A 23,713-nucleotide genomic window follows, 5' to 3' on the forward strand; every position below is an offset into this window, starting at 1 on the left:
ATAATGATTAATATTTATGATAATATCAATGCAGTTGCCGGTGATTTGGTCAAGACCGAACAATATACAGCACTAGAGACGGCATTAAAAGAAATGCACGCAGATGCAGAAGCAGAAGCTATTTTTAAGCGTTTCCAAGCAGAACAACAAACAATGCAAGCTGCCATTCAAGGTGGAGCAGAGCCGAGTGAAGAACAAATTAAAAACTGGCAGGCAGTAGCTGCTGATATGGATAAGTCTGAAATTCTTAAAAAATTAATGGCTGCTGAAGGGGCAATGAACACCTTGCTTCAAGAAGTTAACGAAATTGTTACTAAGCCAATTGCAGAGTTATACAAGTAAATCATATAATTTGAAGGGGGGAGGTTGTGATAACAGTCCCCCTTTTTATTAGCAAAAATCGTTTAGGAAGTAGGAATTATGCTGAAATTTATTCATGCTGGGGATGCTCATTTAGGGAATGCATTCGTCGGATTGCGTGACGTCCCTGATTGGTTAATTGAAAAGTTACAAAAAGCGACATTAGAGGCCTTTAAAGAATTGATTGAAACGGCTTTAAATGAAGATGTTGATATCGTATTATTACCAGGTGATGTTTATAATACAAATGAATTAAATCCACGCATTCAATTATTTTTAATGGAGCAGTTGGAAAGATTAAAGCAAAATAATATTCCAGTTATTTTAAGTTATGGAAATCATGATTTTATGAGCTCAGTGGAGCAGCTGCCAGTATTTCCTAAAAATGTTCATGTATTTGGACCAAATGTTGAAACATTCTATCTGGTAACCGACCATGGTGACAAGGTCGCAGTATCAGGATTTAGTTACCCAACAAGACATATTACAGAAAACAGGGTAAAAGAATTTCCATCTAAGCAGGTCGATGAGACCTATCATATTGGAATGTATCATGGTGCTTTGGGCGCTGCTGGAGTTGGTGATTATGCTCCATTTAATTTAAATGATATGAATGCAAAACGTTATCAATATTGGGCGTTAGGACATATTCATGTTCGTCAGATATTGCAAGAACAACCATTTATTGGCTACTCAGGAAGTTTGCAGGGCCTAAATCACAAAGAAGTGGGGCCAAAAGGTTTTTATTTAGTCCAAAGTGATGAAAATCAACAATTAGTTCCAACCTTTCGAGCAAGTGCACCACTCGTATGGAAAACTGAAATTCTAACTTTTCAACATGATGAAGAAGTAAAAATTCAAGATTTAATTGAACGGGTTAAACATATTAATAGTGCGGATGAAGAAACCTTTTTATTAATTCAATTAAAAATTGAGACGGCGGATCGCCAACAGATGCAGATTTTAAATTCAGAAGCATTTTATCAGCAGTTGAAAAATCAAATCCAGCCGGATGATCAAATTTTTATTTATCGAATTGATGCACAGATGCAAGTCTTAGAGACCGTGGTGCCAGAATTACCCATCCAACCCAATGAGAAGCTTCTAGATCAGTTAGTAACATTGGATAATTTGAATGAATTAGGACTAAATTTAGTCGATAATTCGACTATCTTCGAAATGCTAACTAGTTCCGATAATTTGGCTGAATTAAAACAACAAATTCAAGTGGAACTAAAAAATATTCAAGGAGGGGCTAAAAATGTGGATTAAAAAGGCTGAAATTAATAGTTTTGGACAGTTTCAGCAGATGGAATTCGTATTTGAGGATAATTTTCAAGTTGTTTTTGGCCTTAATGAAGCCGGAAAAACGACACTCCATCAATTTATTGGTGGCGTATTATTTGGTTTTCCAACGGCTCGGGGGACTAAAAAGAAAACATTTGAAAATCAAGCTGGTGGTACGTACGGTGGTAGCATCATCTTAAATCACCATAATCGTGATTATTTAGTAACTCGATTAGGACGAACGGAATCGCATCTTAAATTGGTTGATTTACAAAATGATCAGGAATATGCCAATCCAGAAACACAACTCCAAGCGATTATTGCGCCCCTAAACTTGGATCTGTTTAACGCGATTTATAGTTTTGACCAAGAAGCACTCTTAAAAATATTCAATTTACGACCAGATTCATTTAATGACTATTTACGAAGTATTGCTACACCTGGTGCAGAAGAGTGGATGCAGGTAGCGACTGACTTGGACAAAAAAGCGGCTATGAATATGGGACGGACAAAAACGGCTAAGCGTCCTTTAAATCAAGCGTTGAATCAGTTGAATCAACTAGAAACGCAATACAAACAGCGTCTGAAACTTAGTCCCAACTTAACTGAATTAGAACTTCAGATAAAACAATCTAATGAAAACTTGATGACGTTAAAAGAGCGACAACAAGTGCAACAAAAGCAATCCACAAAGCATAGTAATTTGGCGGCATATCGACCTGCATTTCAACAACTCAAAGTGCTACAGTTGGATTTAAATGCTAGGCCGGCAATTCTACCGGAAAAAATAGTGGAACAGTTGCAAACTTTAGATACACAAGTGCAAGCAATCGAAACTCATCAGCCCGCCGATTTAAATCATTCACAAGTCCAAATTGAAAAAGCAGAGCAAGGTCTGACGCAATTAGATCAAAAGAATCTTCTTATTCAACAAATTCAAAAAGATTTAAAGGATGATGAAGTACAGCTTCACATGTTACAAAGCAAGTGGCAATTAGATGTATTACCACGACCGCTTAATGGGGAACAATTAAACGCCTTTCATCAATCCAAAAAGCAGTCTGACAAGGCAATTAATTTTTCTGAACCGACAACGTTGATTGGTGGGGGATTGATTGTTTTTGGGCTACTATTCTTGTTATTTAAACAAATTGGTGGGTCTATTGGATTATTATTAATTGGTTTAGGACTAATTGGTTGGCAATTTTTTGGTAAAGGGCAACAACCGAATGATTCAATGGACTTGACGACGATTGATCCGGTATATAAAAAGCTAACATTAGACATGGTCGACTTAGTTCAAGCTGATGCACGGCAGCAATTGGTTTTAAAGACTAAAATGGCTACTGATCAAGAGCAATTACACGATGCCTTACAACAGGTTGATTTACTTGAACGTCAATTAGCTTGGCTCGGCACAAATGTTGAATCCGGACAATGGAAAACAAATTTGACTGAATTAAAGGTTGGAAGACAACAATATCAAAGACAGCAGGCACAATTGTTAAAAATGCAGACAAAGATCCAATCCTTGTTAAATCAATTAGGATTAATTGATTGGGATGCGTTCCAAAAAAGACTCTTAGACGATCGCAGAACGAACGAAATGTTGGAAAAAGAGCGTTTACTGAATGAACAATTAAAAAATGTTGATATAAAAGCTTTGGAGAATTTACCTACTGATGATCGTCAAATTCAAGATCAACAAATCTTATTACAAGAGATTAATCAACAACAAACAAAGCTGACAAAGTTAGAGTATCAATGGCAACAGATTAAACAAGATGATAGTTTAGCGTATTTGAATCAGCAGTTGGCAGATGAACGGACGCAAGTATTTGAGGACTTAAAACAGTATTTTGTCGATAAATTATTAAGTCAGTGGATTCAGTTAACATTAAACCAAACGATCGGTAAGCGACTGCCTAAATTAGTGGAAACGGCAGGTGAATATTTAAATATTTTAACGAATGGACGATACGTTGAAATAAAATATACCAAGACGTTATTAAAGGCTAAAAATAAGCAAGGCGAGTTACTCAATTTAATTGATCTGTCTAAGGGGACAGCTGAACAAATTTATGTTGCATTACGATTGGCATTTATCAAACAAATGGATCAAACAGCCAAATTACCATTGTTGATAGATGATGCTTTCGTTGATTTTGATGCAGATCGCCGGAGAAACTTAATTACCATTCTCGAACAATTTGTCGCCGATGGACATCAAGTGATCTACTTTACTGCACACCAAATCAATCAAACCAATGTCATTAATTTATCAAATTCCGAATGGGAGTGAGCTTATGAGTGAACAAAAACAATTAAAAGATTACCAACTAGATGAAAATATTCAGATGTTTGCTTTGTTAAAACAAGCAGATATACGTGTGACTAATAGTGGTAAACCCTATATCGCGATAACGATTGCAGATCGCTCAATGGAAATTTCCGGTATGAAATGGGATGCTAGCGATGAAGAATTCAAAGTCTTAGAAGTAGGAAAAGTAGTCTTTATTAAAGCTGTCCGCCAATCTTATCGAGACAAGCCACAGTTGAAATTTTTAGAAATCCGGCCAGCGCATGAAGGAGAACCACAAAATGTGGCCGATTTTGTACCTAGTGGACCGATGAAGGCGTTGGAGATGGAAGAAGAAGTTAACACTCTGATTTTTAAAATTATTAATCCGACTTGGCAGCGGATTGTTCGATTCTTATTTAACCAATATCGTGACCAATTTTTTACCTATCCAGCTGCCAAATCAAATCATCATGCTTTTGCAGGTGGGTTAGGGTATCATTCCCTTTCTATTGCTCGTCTAGCACAAAGTGTGGCGCAGCAATATGAACAATTGGATGAAAGTTTGTTATTGGCTGGAGCGCTACTACATGATTTAGGGAAAGTTATTGAATTATCAGGACCGATTGCAACAACTTATACGATTCCGGGGAACTTAATTGGCCATATTGTACTGATAGATGAACAAATTGTCTTGGCTGCTCAAGAATTGAAATTAGACCTGTTTAGTGAAGATCTAATTTTACTGCGGCATGTTATCTTGGCACATCATGGTCAGTTGGAATATGGTTCTCCTGTACGACCATTAGTTCAAGAGGCGAATGTTTTACACCAATTAGATGAGTTAGATGCCAATTTACAAAGTTTTGACAACGTATTGAATGAAACTGAACCGGGTGAATTTTCAAATCGTAGTTGGGCGTTAGATAATCGATCAATTTATCGACCATCTGAAAATTAGAGAACTTTTATTTACTTTTTGTAAGTTAAATGATATTCTTTTTGTATAGGGTTAATCCCTTCCAAAGATTTATGGAAGTCAGTATTCAAGGACAATTAACTTTAAAATAGAATTCGAATGGAGATTTTTAAACATGACTAAATATGGAGTATTAATTGGATCGTTACGAGAAAATTCATTTACCGCAGGGGTGGCGCATAGTTTGGTCAAGGGGTTACCAGCTGATGCTGAAGTAACTTATCTAGAAATCGCAAACTTACCATTTTATAACCAAGATTTCGATGCAGATTCACCAGCTAGTTATAAAGCTTTTCGTGAGTTAGTGGCCGCTCAAGATGCGTTTATCATTGCAACGCCTGAATATAATCGAAGTATACCAGCCGTTTTGAAAAATGCATTAGATATTGCTTCACGTCCTTGGGGCGAAAGTGTTTGGGATGGTAAGCCTGTTTTGCCAGCGTCACAATCAACTTCTGGAATGGGTGGAATGCTAGCTAACCATACCTTGCGACAAACTTTAGAGTTCCTAAATATGAAAATTATGACACAACCAGAACTTTATATTGGAAATACTCCAAATTTGAGTGATGATCAGGGAAATATTACGAATGAAGATACAAATAAATTCTTGGCGGGTGTTGTAAAACAATTTGATGCATTTGTTAAAAACCATTAAAATGGAATAATGGCATACATAAGTAATGATTTATTCAATGAATGAAAATTAAATTATGATTTACTTGAAATGTTTGTTAGTTATTGGTATAGTTATCAATGGTTAAAAAACCATATTAACGATATTCCGCTGGTCGGATGATTAATGAATGTCGATTAGGAGATTTGATATGCGTCAAAATGCATTGTTAGAAAAGTTAACTGAGTCACAATTACGTTCAGACTTGCCTGATTTCCGTGCCGGAGATACTGTTAAGGTTTACGCACGTATCGTCGAAGGATCACGCGAGCGTATCCAATTATTCGAAGGTGTTGTAATCAAGCGTAAGGGAGCTGGAATCCAAGCGACTTATACTGTTCGTAAGATTTCAAGTGGTGTTGGTGTGGAACGTACTTTCCCATTACACTCACCTCGTGTTGATAAGATTGAAGTTGTACGTCATGGTCGCGTTCGTCGTGCCAAGTTGTACTACTTGCGTGCTTTGCACGGTAAAGCAGCTCGTATCAAGGAAGCCCGTCGCGGTTAATTTGAGACAGCAGCTCAATAAAAGCCATCCATTTTTGGATGGCTTTTATTTTTTGAATGATGTTCATTGAGCTTTTAAAAGTGGCTAGATAGATCTTTTCAAGATAATAACTGAAAGAGCAGTGCAGTTTGATCAATGGTTTAGTATAATAAGAGAAACATTAAAACATAAAGGAGCGCATGAACAGAATGGATTTAGAAGAAATGCAAGCGCGCCAAAGTCATATTCGTAATTTTAGTATTGTTGCGCATATTGACCACGGAAAATCAACCATATCCGATCGGATTCTAGAAGCAACCCATACCGTGGCATCTCGTGATATGCAATCACAATTATTAGATACCATGGATTTAGAACGTGAACGTGGAATTACGATTAAAATGAATGCAGTTGAAGTGCATTATCAAGCTAATGATGGTGAAACGTATATTTTTCATCTAGTTGATACACCGGGGCATGTTGACTTTTCGTACGAAGTTTCTCGGTCATTGGCAGCAGCTGATGGAGCCATTTTAGTGGTGGACGCAGCACAAGGTGTTGAAGCGCAGACGTTAGCAAACGTCTACCTGGCATTAGATAATAACTTAGAAGTTTTGCCATTGATTAATAAGATTGATCTGCCAGCGGCTGACCCAGAGCGCGTTCGTCAGGAGATTGAAGATGTTATCGGTTTAGATGCATTTGATGCAGTCTTGGCTTCAGCAAAAAAGGGGATTGGAATTCCAGAATTACTGGAGCAGATTGTGAATGAATTGCCTGCACCTAGTGGGGAAATCGAAGCCCCCTTAAAAGCGTTAATTTTTGATTCATCATATGACGCCTATAAAGGGGTAATCTTAACAATCCGGATTAAAGATGGAGTAGTAAAGCCTGGTGATAAAATTAAGTTTATGAATTCTGGGGCGGAATACGAAGTCACAGAAGTTGGTGTAAACTCTCCCCATGCGATTAAGCGTGATTTATTGATGGCGGGAGACATTGGGTATATCGCTGCATCTATCAAAAATATTCGAGATGCACGACCTGGTGATACGATCACTACTGTCGTTAATGGAGCTGACGAACCGTTGGATGGATATAAGCCAATGACACCGATGGTTTATTCTGGTTTGTATCCATCAGACAACTCTAAATATAATTATTTGCGCGAAGCTTTAGAAAAATTACAATTGAATGATGCTTCTCTGGAATTTGAGCCAGAAACTTCGCAAGCATTAGGGTTTGGTTTTCGAACGGGATTTTTGGGAATGCTTCATATGGATGTCATTCAAGAACGTTTGGAACGTGAATTCGATTTAGATTTGATCACCACAGCACCCGCTGTTACCTATCATGCTTATCTGAAGGATGGTGCTATGGTAGAAGTAGCCAACCCATCCGAATTACCAGATGCAGGTGAGATAGAGTCAATTGAAGAACCCTTTGTTCATGCCCAGATCATGGTGCCAAATGAATATGTTGGGGCAGTGATGGAATTGGCACAGCGTAAGCGAGGCGAATTCGATACAATGGACTATCTAGACGAAAATCGAGTTAACGTGAAGTATTTTTTGCCACTCTCAGAAGTGATTTTTGAATTTTTTGATACATTAAAGTCAACGACTCGAGGATATGCTTCCCTAGACTATGAATTAGCTGGTTATCGTAAGTCTGATTTGGTAAAGATCGATATCTTATTAAATGGGGATAAAGTAGATGCTTTGAGTTTCATTGTACATCGTGAGTTTGCGCAAGAAAGAGGGCGGTTAATTACGATTAAGTTAAAAGATTTGATACCTCGGCGAAACTTTGAAATTCCCGTGCAAGCTGCAATTGGTTCTAAAATTATTGCTCGTTCTACTATTAAAGCATACCGAAAAGATGTTACCTCTAAAATTCATACGGGTGACCCTGATCGACGGGCTAAGTTGTTAGATAAGCAGAAAAAAGGTAAGGCTCGTATGAAGTCAGTTGGAACGGTAGACGTACCACAAGAAGCTTTCATGGCGGTTTTGAAGACTGATGATGATGGACCTAAAAGTTAGGCTTATTGCTTGCGTGAAGCATCAGCAAAGATAATGCACATCTACTTGTAAATAAGCCTTTTGTACGATTAAATGATGTGTTATAATAATTTGGTTAATAAATCTGACTCTGTTCCCCAGATGGACCAGGGCTATAAGGAGAAACATTATGCAAGAAGGAATTCACCCAGAATACCGCGACGTTGTATTCGTTGATACCACTACTGGTGCACAGTTCTTAGAAGGTTCAACTGTTAAGACTGATGCAACTGTTGAATTTGAGGGGAAAACTTACCCAATGGTTCGTATCGAAACTTCATCAGACTCACACCCATTTTACACTGGTAAGGCTAAGTTTACTCAAGCCGATGGAGCTGTTGACAAGTTTAATAAGAAATATGGTCTTAAGAACTAATTAAGCCTATGATAACCCCGCTGTTACGGTATAAATACCGTGATAGCGGGGTTTTTCTTTGTTGAAAAATTGAAAATAATTCTAAAATGATAAGAAAATGTATTAAGTTTTCAAAAAGCAAAAGCAACAAGAAGCAATATATATAGCCGTTTAATATATACTAAAAACAAATTGTACAACAAAAAAGCAACATAAAGATATATGCTACTTGATTGATGAAACAGGGATATTTTGATTACTTAGAATGTATTTCTAGCTTTTTCTGCTTCTGTTTTTCTATGATTTTATAATAAGTGACCATATGCATTTTTAGTAATAGTGACGTTTGAATGTCCTAGTCGGGCAGATATATAATTTATATCAACTTATTTACTCAATAATATGGAAGCGTGAGTATGTCTTGTCTATGTGGAGAGATAATTTTGGCTCCTATGATGGAATTACGGACAAATTGTTCGATATAATACATCATAAAGGAGCTTTTTATTATGGTTATCAAATATTCAAATGACTTTAAAGAATCGATCGTAAGCTTGCATAAAGTTGGTCGTTCAGCTAATTCATTAGCAAAAGAATACAACGTTAGTGTTTCAACGGTTTCTAAATGGGTTAATCAAGCCGATCCTAACAATACGAAAGTATTGTCAGCAAATGAAAGGGCATTGATTAAAGAAAATAAACAACTAAAAGAAGAACTTGATATTTTAAAACGAGCAGCGGTGCTTATGGCGAAAAATTGATCATCAAAGGACGTATTCCTACCTTAAAAATTATTAATGACAATCTACAGGTTGGGCACCGCATTACTAAAATTTTGAACGTCCTCAGAATTCCACGATCGACTTATTATGGCTATATACATTGGAAGCCTGGTAAAACACTTCTTCGTCGCAATTTCATTAAGCAAAAGGTATTAGATGCATGGTTAAAATATCCTATGTATGGATACCCGCGATTAACAATTTTATTAAATCGTCAGTTAAAAATTAAAATTAGCCAGCGTATGGTTTATAAACAGATGTACGCTTTAAAAATTAGGTCTAGGATGACTAAACGAATTAATAAGCCTAAAACACATACTGAATATGATCAACGACCAAATCTAATTAAAGGATTACCTGATCAATCCAATATTCTTTTAACAGATATTACGTATATTCCCGTTAAAAATACTTGGGTTTATCTAGCTAGTATGTACAATCCCGTAACCCGGCGGGTTATTTCTTATAAAGTTGGAAGTCATATGACTAAGGAATTAGCAACCGACGTCATTAATCAAGTCGCAGTAAAGTCTGTTAAACCAAGCATTATTCATAGCGATATGGGGAGTCGGTATACAAGCGATTTATTTGAAAGTACTTTAACTCGTTTTGGGATTAAGCATTCTTATTCTCGTAAAGGACAACCTGGTGATAACGCAAGAATTGAGAGCTTTCACTCAATTTTGAAGCGTGAATACATTAATTTTCAAGAATTTAAGACAATTCATGAAGCAATAGCTGGCATTGATAGCTATATTCGCTGGTATAACAGTGATCGAATTTCCCTTGTAGCGTAGCTACAAATAAATCATATTAATATCCCGTTTAAAACGATAAGTATAGACGGGTTGTTTAGAATGGCATGGAAACATTAAAGGATGCACTTTTTTAGATAAATCACATACTTTACCAGTACGTTAAATAATTAAAACGTTTTTCAAAATTTATTCGTATTTTTATGTCCGAATTATTGACATAGGAGCCTTTATCACTACCAATAGCTTCTAATAATGATCGTAATTTTTTCCCGATGGCCCTCGTGCCATTTGTTTCACCAAAGATATGTTCATCCAATAGTGAACATTCATTTATATATCTACTTAATTGTTTGAAAAATTTATCAGACATTTCTATTTTTCTGATAGATGACTTTGTTTTTGGATCTGAATATGCAAATGGTCTATGAGCAGATTTGCTTTTATAGATGGACTCCTAACTGTTGTTTTAGCATAGTCATTTAAAAATCGTTGAAATACATTTTTGTCATTTCTTCTACGGTATAAACACTTAATCTTTCGTGAACGATTTTCTGAGCCGTATAGTGAGAAATTAATGTTTGTCTGTCCACACCCGAAATTTCGTATTTTTCCATCCAGTTATCGAAATAGTCAATAAATAGAGAAGAACGATAGCCATTCAATTCATTGTTATTGTGTGATGACTTAAAATTAATTTCAAATATTTCTGCTTCTTTTTTTGTTTGTCTTAACATATAACATGTTTTTTCACACGAATTAAATGTGCTATACTGAGCAAGTAGTTATTGTATGAATTTTTTAGGAGAAAAATGATATGAAAATGAGTAAGTATATCCTATTAGGAACAACTATTTTAGGGTTAACGAATCCTCTAGTAGCTTTATCTGATGAAAATAGTTCAAAAAATACAGGTAATCTAACTAAGAATGAGGAAAATAAATTAAATGACTTATTTGTTATCGATAAGGTAAATGCAGATGAACCCATTGACTCTTGGATGCCTGATAAAAATCTTCAAAAAATTATATCAGACAAATTACATACAACACCTGATAAATTAACTCCAAGTATGCTAAGTGCATGGGGGCAATTAGCAGATACACCGACAGTGGCTGATTTATCAAATTCCAATATTGAAAATATAGATGGCTTACAATATTTATTTACTAATCAAGGGCCAACTAAACTAATTTTAAGTCATAATAATATTTCTGATATTTCTCCTTTAAAAAAATCAACATTTTGGGATCAAATAGATTTATCTGATAATAATATTTCTGATATTTCTCCTTTAATGCCAAGTAATAATGATTTGCGGTATTATGATTATTTGGCATTAAATGATAATCCTATAACAGATGAAACAATGAATGTATTTAAAAATAAAACGTTTAATAGATTAAGTCATTTAGGCCTATCTGGTACTGAGATAACAAATTTAGATGCATTAGAGGATATAAAAATAACTTCTAATGGACGCCGGTTAGCAACGATAGACCTAGATGATAATCATAACATTGGAGATAACTTTGACCATATTTTGGTAAACCTACATAATATTGGTTCGTGGCAGATATCGATGAATAATGATAATATCAATGATATTGAAGGTATCCAAAAACTAAATCCATCAAGAATTGGTGGTGGTTCCAAATTACAATTAAATGAAAATCATATTATTACATTAGAACCGTTGCGAGAACATGCCCCATATTTTGCTGACTTTGAATTTAATAATGAAACAAAAATATTACCTAAAAAAGAATTAACTAAAAATTCTTTTTCTCAGGATAGTTTAATTTATGATTTAGATAGTTATGTCGAAGTTCATAATGGAAGTTTAAGCAACGCATCAGGTATTTGGCATAAGCAAAATCATCAAATGTTTTGGAGCGACATTAAGCCTAATACGACCAATTTAATAAGTTGTTGGCAAGAAATAGTTCCTGAACTGGGAATTAACAATGATACTCCATTTAATGGTAAAATTATACAACCAATTATTTATAAAATAAAAGCAGCTAAGGTAACTGCAAAGTATATTGATGAATCAGGTAAAGAAATTGCCAAATCAGAAGTGAAAAGTGGAAACATTGAAGATACCTACAAAACTGAACAGAAAGATATTGAAGGATATACTTTCAAGGAAGTTCAGGGTAACGAATCAGGCAAGTTTACAGATAAAGCCCAAACGGTAACTTATGTATATACGAAGGATCCGGTTAAAGGAGCAGATGTAACAGCTAAGTATGTTGATGAATCAGGCAAAGAAATTGCCCAGTCAGAAGTAAAAAGTGGAAACATTGGGGATAAGTACACAACTGAAAAGAAAGACATCAAAGGATACACTTTCAAAGAAGTCGAGGGAAGTATCACGGGAACATTGAGTGATAAAGCTCAAACTGTGACCTATATCTATGTCAAGAATGATGATTCAGAAAACCAAACTGATCCTAGTGAACCAGCTAAGCCAGATACACCAGATAATTCTGGAGATACTGATAATCCAGTAAATAACAATGAATCAAATGATGCTGATAAGACTACAGATAGTAATTCAACAATTAAAAATGTTGTAAATGACGTAGTTGAAGGAGCACAAACGTTGTTACCTAAGACGGCAGCAGAGAAGTTAACTCTTACCGGAGTTTTGATCGCGGTAGTGGTTTCACTAGCTGGAATAATTATTTTGAATAAACGTAAATAGAATAAATTAAAAGCCTACTGACTAGATTTCTAGTTGGTAGGCTTTTTTGTTTTGGTTTATAGTAGAATACTAATTTGCACCAGTATCGGCTTATGTATTGGTATTAAAGCGTTTATTACGTTTAATAAGAAATATGGTCTTAAGAACTAATTAAGCCTATGATAATCCCGCTGTTACGGTATAAACGCCTTGATAGCTGGGTTTTGTTTTGTTTAAATAGTGAAAATATTGTAAAAAAATGTGGTAAAAATTTCAACGTTTTCTAAATTGTCATGCACGTTTAATGCAAGTGTTTTAGCCATTTTTATATCTCCAATAATAATTTTTGCACGTTATTTGCACGATAGTATTGAATTATTATTTATCAAAAATATTTATTGTTTTTTCTGATTCGATCTTTCTATGTGAATCTAGTAAGTGACTATAAACATTTTGTGTTATCGTAACATTAGAATGACCTAGACGAGCTGAAGTATAGTTAATATCTATGCCATTACTAATTAAGACAGAAGCATGAGTATGTCTTAGCCCATGTGGTGAAATTATTTTTGATGATCCAATCGCTTCTAATAATGATTGTAATTGTTTACTAATTATTTTTGTATCTGTTGACTCTCCAAAAATATGTTCATCTAATTGTGAGCATTCTTGCTTATACTGATCTAACTGATTAAACCATTTATGGGGCATTTCAATTTGACGTACAGATGAACTCGTTTTAGGTTTAACTAATTCAAAAGGACGATGAGCAGTTTTAGATTTCGTAACGTTTATTAATTTATTATGCTCATCCATATCATTTAGAGTTACTGACAATGTTTCACTTATGCGCATATCAGATAGGGCTCCTTTATGATGTATTATATCGAACAATTTGTCCGTAATTCCATCATAGGAACCAAGGGATGATGTGGGATGGACAGTATGAACTAAAAGAGAAGCTGAAAAATAATGAAAAAGAATTGAATGGGTATAACCTATTAAAAGGAGTGCTATATCAACAAGAAATAGATTTTCATAAAGAAGATATTGACTGGATTTCTTACGATGAACTTAATTCAAAATTTAGAACTAAAGGTATAGAGGCCGTAGGATTAAAAAAACAAATTGATTCATTAAAAAAAGGCAGATTGTAAAATTAATCCGAACACCTAGATAAAAAAATACCCATAGTAAATGTAGAATGGTTGTAACGACACAAACCATGAAAGGAAACATTTACTATGAGTACATCTACTTTATCACAATTTTAGCGTGGAGCCATAGATCAGTTGTTAAAAGATGGCCATTCTCAAAATTCAATCGCTAAGAAACTTAATTGTTCTAAATCTACAATTAGTTATGAATTACACCGAATGAATAAATATGACCCTATTTTGGTTCAAAGGGATGCTAATTATAAACGCACTATGTGCGGCCGAAAAACAGCACTCACCCCCAAATACGCCATAATTATTAGTAATCATCTTCGATTGACTTGGTCTTCTGAACAGATCGCTATACATTTCAATCTATGTACTAAATCAATTTATAATTGGATTTATCGTGAAATTATCGATTTTAGTTCAGAATTATTACCTGATAAGGCTCGACGACGTAAACGTAAGCATGAAAAACGTGGAACCTTTAAGATTGAGGATACAATATACAATTGATCAAAGACCAGATAAAGTTAATAAGAGAAATGAATTTGGGCACTGGGAGATAGATACTATTCTGTCATCTCGTGGTCAATCAAAACAATGTCTAGCTACCTTTGTGGAACGACGTAGTAGATTTATTTGGGCAATTAAAATTTCAGATCGTACCAAGAAGTCTATGAATAAAGTTTTTTCAACCTTTATGAATCAATTTAGTTCAAGTGTTAAATTTATTACGGTTGATCATGGGAAAGAATTTTCAGGCTATCAAGAGTTGAATAAAAACTACAATTTACCTGTATATTTTTGCCATCCTTATTCCCCATGGGCACGAGGATCAAATGAATACTTTAATCGAAAATTGCGTTGGTTTTTTCCTAAAAAAACTAATTTTAATCTTGTATCCTAGGACGAAATATTTGAAGCACTTGAATTAATTAATAATAGGCCATTAAAAATATTGAGCGGAAATACTGCTATGTCTACATTTAGGAAATATTTTGATAGGTATTCGGATTAAAGTTGCAATCTGCCAAATATAAATAGGTATAAGTGGGTGAACGTGTTATGCTTACACCAACGTCGGATGAGGTGTGCTTTATCGCAAGTATGGCATATCGAAATAATTCATCTGGCGTGGCCATTATAATTGTTCTAGACACGAGCGATAACTTTGGTTGTCACTTTTTTGTTTATTTGATAATTAGGTTTATGTAAGTATAAGTGTTATGCTTGCGTTGACGTCGGATAGCATCTTATTCCCTTAAAAAGCACTCTCTTTTTAAAAAGATTCCGGCGTCAACGGACAGCCGTCCATAATGGAAAGCAATGACTTAGGTTGTTGCTTTTTGTTTGTAATTTAAGTGGCATGTCAACATTTTAATGAGTTTTACATTATAAAATGATTGCGCTTTCATAAAAATCAATGTTATTCTATGAATAAGTTATCAATGAGTGACTTATATATCTACTTTATTGCCATATTATATATTGCTCCTGTGTCAATAAATGGTACAGAAATAGTTAAACGGTTGTCCGTATTCTATTGTGATTGTACCAATACATATAATTTTCAAAATTAAATCATCATAACTTTGGAATTTAGTTAGGTAAACAAACTCACGTTTGAAAATTGAATGAAAGGCCTCAATTGGTCCATTGTCATAAGGATGACCTTTGAGAGAATACGAGTGTTGTATTTTAACTTTTTTGAGTAATTGTTCAAATTGGTTACTGGTATATTGACTTCCCATATCAGAATGAATAAATTGTGACCTTTTATGATGTGATAATGCCATTTTCAATGTATCTGTTACTAAATTACTAGTCATCTGATTTGCTACTTTATAGGCAATAATTTTATGATTACTTTCACTATAAACACTACTTAAATAAACCCAATGACCTGGATATTCCTCTATATAAGTAATATCAGTTCGCCAGATTGACGCATTTTTATCACAATGTTTTATTAAATTTGGTCGCTGATCATAATCAACATGCGTTCCAGTTTTTTTAAATCGGCGACACATAAGAGAACGAATATTAAATTGATGCATTAAACGAATTATACGAGACGTACCAATTCTAATCACAAATGACCGTAAGGCCATTTGTAAACATGGACGTCCATAGACTTTATAATTATCACGCCATATATTTAGCATTATTTTACCAATATGTTGATCATCTTGTTCACGTCGTGAAGGATGATGATTTATCCAATTATAATAAGTTTGTCGTGGAATTCTTAATTTATTTAAAATCATTGTTAAGCGGTATCCTCGTTGACATAACTTTTCTATAAGCACTAACCCATTTTAAGTTTTATCTCTTTCCGAGTAATCCCGCCGCTAATTTTAAAATTTCATTTTCCTCTTTTAATCTTTTATTTTATTTAATTAGGTCTTTAATTTCAGTCAGATTAGTTTGTTTCCCGTTTGATAACTTGATGGGTTCAATTGATTTAACCTATTTTGAAATAGAACCAGTCGTTACACCGTATTCACGAGATAAAGAAGCCATCGATCGATGGCCTTCTAAATATAATTTTACTATTCGTTCTTTAAAATCAGTTGAATAACGTTTACTTGAATTATTTTTCATAACAATAGCTCCTGTTCTGATTAAATTATCGTACAAGCATTTTCTCTTTTCTTGTACCATTTATCAGTATAGGAGCAGTTAAATAATTAAAAATTTTTTCAAAATTCATTCATATTTTTATGTTCGAATTCTTGACATAAGATTCATTTAATATGTTATTATTTAATCGTACAAAGTTATCTTCAATATGGGAGAAATATATAATGAAATTATGGAAACACGTATTAGCTAGTACTACAATTCTTATAATGATAGTACCAACATCTGCGTTTGCCGATGTTCGATTGGATGTAAATAATAATATTTATAACAATCGTAATAAAATTGATAGTACTAATCAACAGATTGATGGTCTTGGTATAGTATCAAATTACTATATTAACAATAAATTAGTTAAATCACCTATTAATATAAATGGGCTTGGACATATAATTACTAAGGACAATATGGATGACGGCTCCTATGTCAATAATTCGGACATAAAAATACGAATAAATTTTGAAAAACGTTTTAATTATTTAACGTACTGGTAAAGTATGTGATTTATCTAAAAAAGTGCATCCTTTAATGTTTCCATGCCATTCTAAACAACCCGTCTATACTTATCGTTTTAAACGGGATATTAATATGATTTATTTGTAGCTACGCTACAAGGGAAATTCGATCACTGTTATACCAGCGAATATAGCTATCAATGCCAGCTATTGCTTCATGAATTGTCTTAAATTCTTGAAAATTAATGTATTCACGCTTCAAAATTGAGTGAAAGCTCTCAATTCTTGCGTTATCACCAGGTTGTCCTTTACGAGAATAAGAATGCTTAATCCCAAAACGAGTTAAAGTACTTTCAAATAAATCGCTTGTATACTGACTCCCCATATCGCTATGAATAATGCTTGGTTTAACAGACTTTACTGCGACTTGATTAATGACGTCGGTTGCTAATTCCTTAGTCATATGACTTCCAACTTTATAAGAAATAACCCGCCGGGTTACGGGATTGTACATACTAGCTAGATAAACCCAAGTATTTTTAACGGGAATATACGTAATATCTGTTAAAAGAATATTGGATTGATCAGGTAATCCTTTAATTAGATTTGGTCGTTGATCATATTCAGTATGTGTTTTAGGCTTATTAATTCGTTTAGTCATCCTAGACCTAATTTTTAAAGCGTACATCTGTTTATAAACCATACGCTGGCTAATTTTAATTTTTAACTGACGATTTAATAAAATTGTTAATCGCGGGTATCCATACATAGGATATTTTAACCATGCATCTAATACCTTTTGCTTAATGAAATTGCGACGAAGAAGTGTTTTACCAGGCTTCCAATGTATATAGCCATAATAAGTCGATCGTGGAATTCTGAGGACGTTCAAAATTTTAGTAATGCGGTGCCCAACCTGTAGATTGTCATTAATAATTTTTAAGGTAGGAATACGTCCTTTGATGATCAATTTTTCGCCATAAGCACCGCTGCTCGTTTTAAAATATCAAGTTCTTCTTTTAGTTGTTTATTTTCTTTAATCAATGCCCTTTCATTTGCTGACAATACTTTCGTATTGTTAGGATCGGCTTGATTAACCCATTTAGAAACCGTTGAAACACTAACGTTGTATTCTTTTGCTAATGAATTAGCTGAACGACCAACTTTATGCAAGCTTACGATCGATTCTTTAAAGTCATTTGAATATTTGATAACCATAATAAAAAGCTCCTTTATGATGTATTATATCGAACAATTTGTCCGTAATTCCATCATAGGAGCCGACTTTGACTTAAGTGATAAAGAATATCTATTAACTATATTAGATGATCCTCAATCGTTTTTGGAAAATGATGGTAATAAAACGGTTTATGATTTAATGATATCTGAAGGTGAGGATTCCGATGAGACAGTGGAGTCGTTAAGTTCTAAGAATTCTTTTCAAGCTATGATATTAAAATTTTTGGCGAATTTTAAAACACATGGTATGAGTGCTGAAGAAATCAAAAAAGAGTATGACAGTAAATATAAACAAGATATCCATGATTATGATTCTGAACTGGGGGATCAAGCTGATCAGATATTTGATTCTGAAGATGAAGGCATTTTAAAAATGATGGCTGATTCTATGATTCCTCAATATACAAGAGTTTTAGGATTATCAGAAGAGATGTTTTGTAATATTAGTCCTGAAGAAACTAAAATAAAAGATGAATATTTTTTAAATTCAAAAGTTAAGGATATTGTTAACTTTGTCGACGATAACGGAAATAAGCTTATTGATGTTAGTGTTATTGTAGCTTCCACCGATGATACTGGTGCTATACCATTTGCCTTTGTAGATAACGATTTACTAGGTGCGGATGTTACAGTTAAATATGTTGATGAAAATGGTAAAGAAATTGCCCAGTCAGAAGTAAAAAGTGGAAACATTGGGGATAAGTACACAACTGAAAAGAAAGACATCAAAGGATACACTTTCAAAGAAGTAAAAGGAAGTGAGTCAGGTGAATTCACAGATAAGAGCCAGACGGTGACGTATGTTTATACCAAAAATCCAATTAAAGCAGCTGATGTAAAGGCCGAGTATGTTGATGAAAATGGTAAAGAAATTGCCCAGTCAGAAGTAAAAAGTGGAAACATTGGGGATAAGTACACAACTGAAAAGAAAGACATCAAAGGATACACTTTCAAAGAAGTAAGAGGAAGTGAGTCAGGTGAATTCACAGATAAGAGCCAGACGGTGACGTATGTTTATACCAAAAATCCAATTAAAGCAGCTGATGTAAAGGCCGAGTATGTTGATGAAAATGGTAAAGAAATTGCCCAGTCAGAAGTAAAAAGTGGAAACATTGGGGATAAGTACACAACTGAAAAGAAAGACATCAAAGGATACACTTTCAAAAAAGTCAAGGGAAGTATCACGGGAACATTGAGTGATAAAGCTCAAACTGTAACCTATATCTATGCCAAGAATGATGATTCAGAAAACCAAACTGATCCTAGTGAACCAGCTAAGCCAGATACACCAGATAATTCTGGAGATACTGATAATCCAGTAAATAACAATGACTCAAATAATGCTGATAAGACTACAGATAGTAATTCAACAATTAAAAATGTTGTAAATAACGTAGTTGAAGGAGCACAAACGTTGTTACCTAAGACGGCAGCAGATAAGTTAACTCTTACCGGAGTTTTGATCGCGGTAGTGGTTTCACTAGCTGGAATAATTATTTTGAATAAACGTAAATAGAATAAATTAAAAGCCTACTGACTAGATTTCTAGTTGGTAGGCTTTTTTGTTTTGGTTTATAGTAGAATACTAATTTGCACCAGTATCGGCTTATGTATTGGTATTAAAGCGTTTATTACGTTTAATAAGAAATATGGTCTTAAGAATAAATTAAGACTATGATAATCCTTATATACTGGTCAATATGTTGGTGTATCAGGTTTTTTATTTATAAAAAACGGTTGTGATGATATATGATAAGCTATTGTTATATGTGAAATTTTGGCACCTTTTAGGCACTTTGGGGTACTAATTTGAAAAATAGACACCTTTTGGGCACCATTAAAAAAATATCTAGACACATTTTCAAAAATTAATTAGGCACTGGATACCTCGTTATTATTGGCCTAAGATATCTAACGTTTTTCCGGCCTCTAAATTTATTTTACTACTTAAAAGATGAGTATAAACATTTTGAGTTACGGATATACTTGAGTGTCCTAGACGAGCAGAAACATATTTTATGTCGACATCATGGTTGATTAAAGTAGAAGCATGAGTGTGCCGTAGCCCGTTTGGTGAAATTAACAACATGGTAGAGATAAATAAGTTATAAAAAGTAAGCCGCAATATCTTGTCTTTTAGTTTGGATTAAATTTATAATTAGTTGTTGTTACTTCAATATATAACGGTTCTTTATTTTTTATCTATCTTTATTTCTTATCCAATAATAGTAAAAGCATTGAGGAAAACATTCATGAAGTATCAAATGTCAAAATTGTAGACTAACAATCAGGTTAATAATGCTGATGCTCTTGAATTGTCTAAGTACGAGATTGATTTATATAAAAGTAATTTATCTGATTGGCAGGCCGAGCTGAATGAGTTTCGAAATAAAAATGTATTAAAATAGAGTGGTGATTGCATCTGATTCTTTTGAAAATGTAGAAATTGGAGATAAGTTATAGAATGGTGATGAAATTCATAAATTAAAAGGATTTACATTAGATAACTTAAAATTAACTGATTTTCTTGTTTCAGGTAAAGTAAACATTGGTGATATAGTTAAAAATTTTAGAAAAATAAGCGTTTATTCAAATTGGCTAAGTTCTTTTATTATGCCCAAAACGCGCTTAAGCTTTAAAAAGGTGCAGTAAATTTATGGTTACAAGTATTAATGATGTGTAATTGTTAATTTATCCCAATCTCAACGGGTTAGAAAAGTAATATATTAAAAAGAAGATAGATGATTATCGGCTGTTAGGTTAGCTAATAATTTTAAGATGTAATCTAAATATTAGTTCTAGGAGCGGAAACCTGTTTATTAAATTGATTTACTAGTCAATTTATTGTGAGTAGTAGTTTTTGCTTAAATCATTATTTATTCCCAGTGAGATAGTGTAATATGAATGTTGGGGGATATATGGGTAAATAAACTTGAAATCAACTGGATTTTGTCAGTTACAACTTGTTTATGTGTACAAAAAAATTTTAACCTGATTAAGTACAAACATTTGTAGAATGATAAATTTTTACTGTGTTAAGCTCGTATGAAATAGAAAATGAAAAAATTAGATTTTGCGTTAATGATGCTAGTTATTACAACTGTAGTTTTAAATATGTTTGTTAATACAGATCGACTGATGTTGATCGCGTATTCATTAGTATTTGCTTGGGGAGCATGGCGTTATAAGACAGAAGGTTATACCGCTTACATGGTGGCAGCATTTCTTGCGTTCATAACAGTCATTTTCACAGCTTTTGGAATGGTTAATATATAATAACTAGATTGAATGAAATTGAATTGCATATCTACTAATTGAATGATCTAAAAATAGTTTGATTAAATTAAAATTAAAAACACAACTCTTTTATTGCCATTGTTATAATTTAAGTATAAATACAATGTATGGACGATAGTCAATAAAGTAGACAGAATAAGTATAAAAAAATTAGTTATTTAGAAAATATTCGGATTCTTTTTCATTTGGCGTCAACATATTTAATGCACTATGAGGCCGTTGTGAATTATAACTACCTTCAATATATTCAAAATAAGCTAGTTTAACTGATTCAATATTAGTAAATTTTTTTCGATTAAGTTTTTCTTTTTTCATATATTTAAAGAATGATTCTGTCACGGCGTTATCCCAAGGATAACCTGGCTTAGACCATGAATGAACTAGATTGTATTGATCCAATAATCGATGGTATTTAGTTGCTGTAAATTGAGATCCTTGGTCTGTATGAATTAAAACATGGTTATTTGGTTTTTTTATCGTATACGCAGTTTCTAAAGTTTTGATTGCTAGATTGGTATTTATATGGGCACTTACGTGCCAGGCAATAACTTTGCGAGAAAATAAATCTAAAACTATACATAAATAAACCGATCGATTATTACCGATTGGAATATAAGTGAAATCGCTAGTCCAAGCCTGATTAGGTGCCGGAGGGTTAAATGATTGATTTAATTTATTTTGATATAAAACATAGTTATTATGTTGAGCTGTTAAAATTGTGTCCGAATCAATGCGAACCTGAGAGTATTGTTTAATCCAACGGGTTATAGAAGATACGTCAATGCCATATTCTTTAGCCAAATAATTTTGAGATTTTCCAGATTCATGAAGTTTGACGATTTGTTTTTTAAATTGTTCATCAAAATTTCGAGGCTTTTTTCTTGAAGTTGTCATTTTAAAATCCTTTCTTAAATGAGTGTCTATTTATATGGATAGTGTACATTAAAAACTGTCCACTTTAATAACATACATCCATAATCAGTCAAAAGATTCATAGAGAGGGGTTACGAGGGGAGTTATTTGGACACTAATCATAGGAGCCATTATTGGAGCAATGTGTGGTGCTTTGACTATGACATCCAGGGGGGTGGATTGCTAATATTTTAGCTGGTTTATTTGGATCGTTACTGGGTACATGGGGACAACAATTAGCAGGGATCACATTAATTCCATCCATTATTGGATCCGCTTTAGTTGTAATAATTGTAACGGCAATCTTTGGACGTTTTAAAAATAAAACTTATATTTTAATCTGAATTTGAGGACAACTATTACAATTAGTTGTCTTTTTTATTGTTAGTAAATGATCAAATTTGGCGTCAATTGGATATGATTTATATCTGTAGAAAAAATAATTTTTATTGTAATATATGCAGCCGCCACTAGATTTGATTGATTTTTTGTAATATGAAAAGGATCACTAAATTTTTAGTGTAAATATCACTTGATAAGAGCAGAAAAACAGATTGAATACAGTTTAACCGGATAAAGTTGCGTTTTATTAGGATAGATGTTAATATATATATATTGGTGCTGATAAGCACCTAACAAAAATTTATAAATTTGTGAGATCACTAGTTTTTACTATAAAATGATCCTTTTAGAAAAGTTCTAAATAATTTTATAAATATGTATTTGTAGCATAAATGGTAATGCAATTAACTCTTTATTTCCATACAGCGAGATGTTAAGATTCTGATTTAGTAAGATATGAGCTCGAAACTCGTCAGATACATTTGTTAAAAAATTAAGGTAGAAAATATTTTACCGATAAAAAATATGCTAACGTTGAGTTAGCATATTTTTTTGTCTCTCATTAAATCCAAGCAAAGAGGAGACTATCTGCATGCTAAATACAATTATTCATATTGATGAAAACTTTAAATGGTCTACTGTCAATTCAAATCTTTACCACTTACTAGAATGGATGAAAGATTATGAAGAGGTAGGAAGCGTTGAATTATTAATTAATGGTGAAGCGGTTGAGATGGTAAAAGATGTTTCACCAATCAATTTACAAAAGCTTGTTACATTGGGAGTTGATGTGATGGTTTGTGAAAACTCACTGCAGCAAAGAAACATTTCATTAAGTGAGCTTCAAGATTCTGTAAAGATAGTACCATCGGGCGTTGTAGAACTTACTTTGCAGCAGCGAGCTGGATATAGTTATATAAAACCGTAAGT

20 protein-coding genes and 4 pseudogenes are annotated in these 23,713 nt (G+C 33.5%); 17 read left to right on the forward strand and 7 right to left on the reverse strand.

The window, feature by feature from the left end; genetic code table 11:
- Positions 1–3: 3 nt before the first annotated feature.
- From G7084_RS03560 to G7084_RS03595, 8 genes are all read left to right on the forward strand, one after another.
- Entirely contained in the window at positions 4–342 is a 339-nt protein-coding gene (locus tag G7084_RS03560; protein WP_166010118.1) for a YlbF family regulator, read from the forward strand.
- Positions 343–420: 78 nt separating this feature from the next.
- The gene (locus G7084_RS03565; protein WP_166010121.1) at positions 421–1,632 is read left to right on the forward strand and encodes a metallophosphoesterase family protein; all 1,212 of its coding nucleotides are present in this window, start codon (positions 421–423) and stop codon (positions 1,630–1,632) included.
- Positions 1,622–3,949, forward strand: a complete 2,328-nt coding sequence (locus G7084_RS03570) for an ATP-binding protein (protein ID WP_166010123.1) — start codon at positions 1,622–1,624, stop codon at positions 3,947–3,949. The genes G7084_RS03565 and G7084_RS03570 overlap by 11 nt, the downstream gene beginning before the upstream one ends.
- 4 nt (positions 3,950–3,953) lie before the next feature.
- Complete coding sequence (locus G7084_RS03575; protein WP_166010125.1) at positions 3,954–4,907, forward strand: 3'-5' exoribonuclease YhaM family protein; 954 nt, start codon at positions 3,954–3,956, stop codon at positions 4,905–4,907.
- A gap of 133 nt (positions 4,908–5,040) precedes the next feature.
- Positions 5,041–5,583 (forward strand): NADPH-dependent FMN reductase, encoded by a 543-nt coding sequence (locus G7084_RS03580; protein ID WP_166010127.1) that lies wholly within the window; start codon positions 5,041–5,043, stop codon positions 5,581–5,583.
- A 169-nt stretch (positions 5,584–5,752) separates the two neighbouring features.
- Positions 5,753–6,109 (forward strand): 50S ribosomal protein L19, encoded by a 357-nt coding sequence (gene rplS / locus G7084_RS03585; protein WP_006845723.1) that lies wholly within the window; start codon positions 5,753–5,755, stop codon positions 6,107–6,109.
- 179 nt (positions 6,110–6,288) lie between these two features.
- Complete coding sequence (gene lepA / locus G7084_RS03590; protein ID WP_281346942.1) at positions 6,289–8,133, forward strand: translation elongation factor 4; 1,845 nt, start codon at positions 6,289–6,291, stop codon at positions 8,131–8,133.
- Between the two features lie 148 nt (positions 8,134–8,281).
- The gene (locus tag G7084_RS03595; protein ID WP_166010131.1) at positions 8,282–8,527 is read left to right on the forward strand and encodes a type B 50S ribosomal protein L31; all 246 of its coding nucleotides are present in this window, start codon (positions 8,282–8,284) and stop codon (positions 8,525–8,527) included.
- Between the two features lie 284 nt (positions 8,528–8,811).
- Here G7084_RS03595 and G7084_RS08210 read toward each other — a convergent pair.
- Positions 8,812–8,928 (reverse strand): annotated as a pseudogene (locus G7084_RS08210) (tyrosine-type recombinase/integrase); the annotation flags it as partial.
- Between the two features lie 87 nt (positions 8,929–9,015).
- Between G7084_RS08210 and G7084_RS03605 the strand changes: the two are divergent.
- Positions 9,016–10,085, forward strand: a protein-coding gene (locus tag G7084_RS03605) for an IS3 family transposase (RefSeq protein ID WP_166010133.1) whose coding sequence is annotated in 2 segments (ribosomal slippage) — positions 9,016–9,232 and positions 9,232–10,085 — 1,071 coding nt in all. Because the reading frame shifts where the segments join, the coding sequence is not laid out codon by codon here.
- A gap of 440 nt (positions 10,086–10,525) precedes the next feature.
- Here the strand turns inward: G7084_RS03605 and G7084_RS03610 are convergent.
- Positions 10,526–10,780, reverse strand: coding sequence for a hypothetical protein (locus G7084_RS03610; RefSeq protein ID WP_166010135.1), 255 nt, complete (start codon positions 10,778–10,780; stop codon positions 10,526–10,528).
- An 80-nt stretch (positions 10,781–10,860) separates the two neighbouring features.
- Here G7084_RS03610 and G7084_RS03615 point away from each other — a divergent pair, with 80 nt between their 5' ends.
- Positions 10,861–12,753, forward strand: coding sequence for a MucBP domain-containing protein (locus tag G7084_RS03615; protein ID WP_281346943.1), 1,893 nt, complete (start codon positions 10,861–10,863; stop codon positions 12,751–12,753).
- Between the two features lie 357 nt (positions 12,754–13,110).
- Here G7084_RS03615 and G7084_RS03620 read toward each other — a convergent pair whose 3' ends face one another.
- A complete protein-coding gene (locus tag G7084_RS03620; protein ID WP_166010137.1) occupies positions 13,111–13,587 on the reverse strand; it encodes a site-specific integrase in 477 nt (158 codons plus the stop codon).
- Positions 13,588–13,658: 71 nt separating this feature from the next.
- Here G7084_RS03620 and G7084_RS03625 point away from each other — a divergent pair, with 71 nt between their 5' ends.
- Positions 13,659–13,889: a hypothetical protein gene (locus tag G7084_RS03625; protein ID WP_166010139.1), complete on the forward strand. Its 231-nt coding sequence runs from the start codon at positions 13,659–13,661 to the stop codon at positions 13,887–13,889.
- Positions 13,890–14,015: 126 nt separating this feature from the next.
- A pseudogene (locus G7084_RS08215) lies at positions 14,016–14,913 on the forward strand (IS30 family transposase).
- Positions 14,914–15,416: 503 nt separating this feature from the next.
- Here the strand turns inward: G7084_RS08215 and G7084_RS03640 are convergent.
- Positions 15,417–16,499 (reverse strand): annotated as a pseudogene (locus G7084_RS03640) (IS3 family transposase).
- Between the two features lie 203 nt (positions 16,500–16,702).
- Between G7084_RS03640 and G7084_RS03645 the strand changes: the two are divergent.
- Positions 16,703–17,032: a hypothetical protein gene (locus G7084_RS03645; protein ID WP_166010145.1), complete on the forward strand. Its 330-nt coding sequence runs from the start codon at positions 16,703–16,705 to the stop codon at positions 17,030–17,032.
- A 109-nt stretch (positions 17,033–17,141) separates the two neighbouring features.
- On the opposite strand, the gene G7084_RS03650 is transcribed toward G7084_RS03645, so the two are convergent.
- A protein-coding gene (locus tag G7084_RS03650) for an IS3 family transposase (RefSeq protein WP_166009362.1) occupies positions 17,142–18,211 on the reverse strand; the annotation gives its coding sequence in 2 pieces (ribosomal slippage) (positions 17,142–17,995 and positions 17,995–18,211; 1,071 coding nt in all).
- A gap of 16 nt (positions 18,212–18,227) precedes the next feature.
- Between G7084_RS03650 and G7084_RS03655 the strand changes: the two genes are divergently transcribed.
- Entirely contained in the window at positions 18,228–19,748 is a 1,521-nt protein-coding gene (locus tag G7084_RS03655) for a MucBP domain-containing protein (RefSeq protein ID WP_166010147.1), read from the forward strand.
- 378 nt (positions 19,749–20,126) lie between these two features.
- Here G7084_RS03655 and G7084_RS03660 read toward each other — a convergent pair whose 3' ends face one another.
- Positions 20,127–20,321 (reverse strand): tyrosine-type recombinase/integrase, encoded by a 195-nt coding sequence (locus tag G7084_RS03660; RefSeq protein WP_166011690.1) that lies wholly within the window; start codon positions 20,319–20,321, stop codon positions 20,127–20,129.
- Between the two features lie 968 nt (positions 20,322–21,289).
- Between G7084_RS03660 and G7084_RS03665 the strand changes: the two genes are divergently transcribed.
- Entirely contained in the window at positions 21,290–21,508 is a 219-nt protein-coding gene (locus tag G7084_RS03665) for a hypothetical protein (protein ID WP_166010149.1), read from the forward strand.
- Between the two features lie 171 nt (positions 21,509–21,679).
- Here the strand turns inward: G7084_RS03665 and G7084_RS03670 are convergent, their stop codons facing one another.
- Positions 21,680–22,423 carry an IS3 family transposase gene (locus G7084_RS03670; protein ID WP_166010151.1) on the reverse strand — a complete coding sequence of 248 codons (744 nt, stop codon included), beginning with the start codon at positions 22,421–22,423 and terminating at the stop codon, positions 21,680–21,682.
- 160 nt (positions 22,424–22,583) lie between these two features.
- On the opposite strand from G7084_RS03670, the pseudogene G7084_RS08220 reads away from it, so the two are divergent.
- Positions 22,584–22,785 (forward strand): annotated as a pseudogene (locus tag G7084_RS08220) (GlsB/YeaQ/YmgE family stress response membrane protein).
- Between the two features lie 590 nt (positions 22,786–23,375).
- On the forward strand, positions 23,376–23,711 hold the full coding sequence (locus tag G7084_RS03680) for a DsrE family protein (protein WP_166010153.1): 336 nt from the start codon (positions 23,376–23,378) through the stop codon (positions 23,709–23,711).
- The last annotated feature ends 2 nt before the right edge of the window (positions 23,712–23,713 follow it).

It is taken from the genome of Weissella coleopterorum (genome assembly GCF_011304355.1).
GTDB lineage: Bacteria > Bacillota > Bacilli > Lactobacillales > Lactobacillaceae > Weissella > Weissella coleopterorum.

What these genes read in the sequence shown, in the direction of transcription:
- G7084_RS03620 (WP_166010137.1), bottom strand. Translation starts at nt 13,587, where the DNA reads ATGCGCATAAGTGAAACATTGTCAGTAACTCTAAATGATATGGATGAG.
- G7084_RS03595 (WP_166010131.1), top strand. Translation starts at nt 8,282, where the DNA reads ATGCAAGAAGGAATTCACCCAGAATACCGCGACGTTGTATTCGTTGAT.
- G7084_RS03580 (WP_166010127.1), top strand. Translation starts at nt 5,041, where the DNA reads ATGACTAAATATGGAGTATTAATTGGATCGTTACGAGAAAATTCATTT.
- G7084_RS03660 (WP_166011690.1), bottom strand. Translation starts at nt 20,321, where the DNA reads ATGTTGTTAATTTCACCAAACGGGCTACGGCACACTCATGCTTCTACT.
- G7084_RS03565 (WP_166010121.1), top strand. Translation starts at nt 421, where the DNA reads ATGCTGAAATTTATTCATGCTGGGGATGCTCATTTAGGGAATGCATTC.
- G7084_RS03575 (WP_166010125.1), top strand. Translation starts at nt 3,954, where the DNA reads ATGAGTGAACAAAAACAATTAAAAGATTACCAACTAGATGAAAATATT.
- G7084_RS03560 (WP_166010118.1), top strand. Translation starts at nt 4, where the DNA reads ATGATTAATATTTATGATAATATCAATGCAGTTGCCGGTGATTTGGTC.
- G7084_RS03645 (WP_166010145.1), top strand. Translation starts at nt 16,703, where the DNA reads ATGAAATTATGGAAACACGTATTAGCTAGTACTACAATTCTTATAATG.
- rplS (WP_006845723.1), top strand. Translation starts at nt 5,753, where the DNA reads ATGCGTCAAAATGCATTGTTAGAAAAGTTAACTGAGTCACAATTACGT.
- G7084_RS03610 (WP_166010135.1), bottom strand. Translation starts at nt 10,780, where the DNA reads ATGTTAAGACAAACAAAAAAAGAAGCAGAAATATTTGAAATTAATTTT.
- G7084_RS03570 (WP_166010123.1), top strand. Translation starts at nt 1,622, where the DNA reads ATGTGGATTAAAAAGGCTGAAATTAATAGTTTTGGACAGTTTCAGCAG.
- G7084_RS03625 (WP_166010139.1), top strand. Translation starts at nt 13,659, where the DNA reads ATGATGTGGGATGGACAGTATGAACTAAAAGAGAAGCTGAAAAATAAT.
- G7084_RS03680 (WP_166010153.1), top strand. Translation starts at nt 23,376, where the DNA reads ATGCTAAATACAATTATTCATATTGATGAAAACTTTAAATGGTCTACT.
- lepA (WP_281346942.1), top strand. Translation starts at nt 6,289, where the DNA reads ATGAACAGAATGGATTTAGAAGAAATGCAAGCGCGCCAAAGTCATATT.
- G7084_RS03670 (WP_166010151.1), bottom strand. Translation starts at nt 22,423, where the DNA reads ATGACAACTTCAAGAAAAAAGCCTCGAAATTTTGATGAACAATTTAAA.
- G7084_RS03655 (WP_166010147.1), top strand. Translation starts at nt 18,228, where the DNA reads ATGATGTATTATATCGAACAATTTGTCCGTAATTCCATCATAGGAGCC.
- G7084_RS03615 (WP_281346943.1), top strand. Translation starts at nt 10,861, where the DNA reads ATGAAAATGAGTAAGTATATCCTATTAGGAACAACTATTTTAGGGTTA.
- G7084_RS03665 (WP_166010149.1), top strand. Translation starts at nt 21,290, where the DNA reads ATGAAAAAATTAGATTTTGCGTTAATGATGCTAGTTATTACAACTGTA.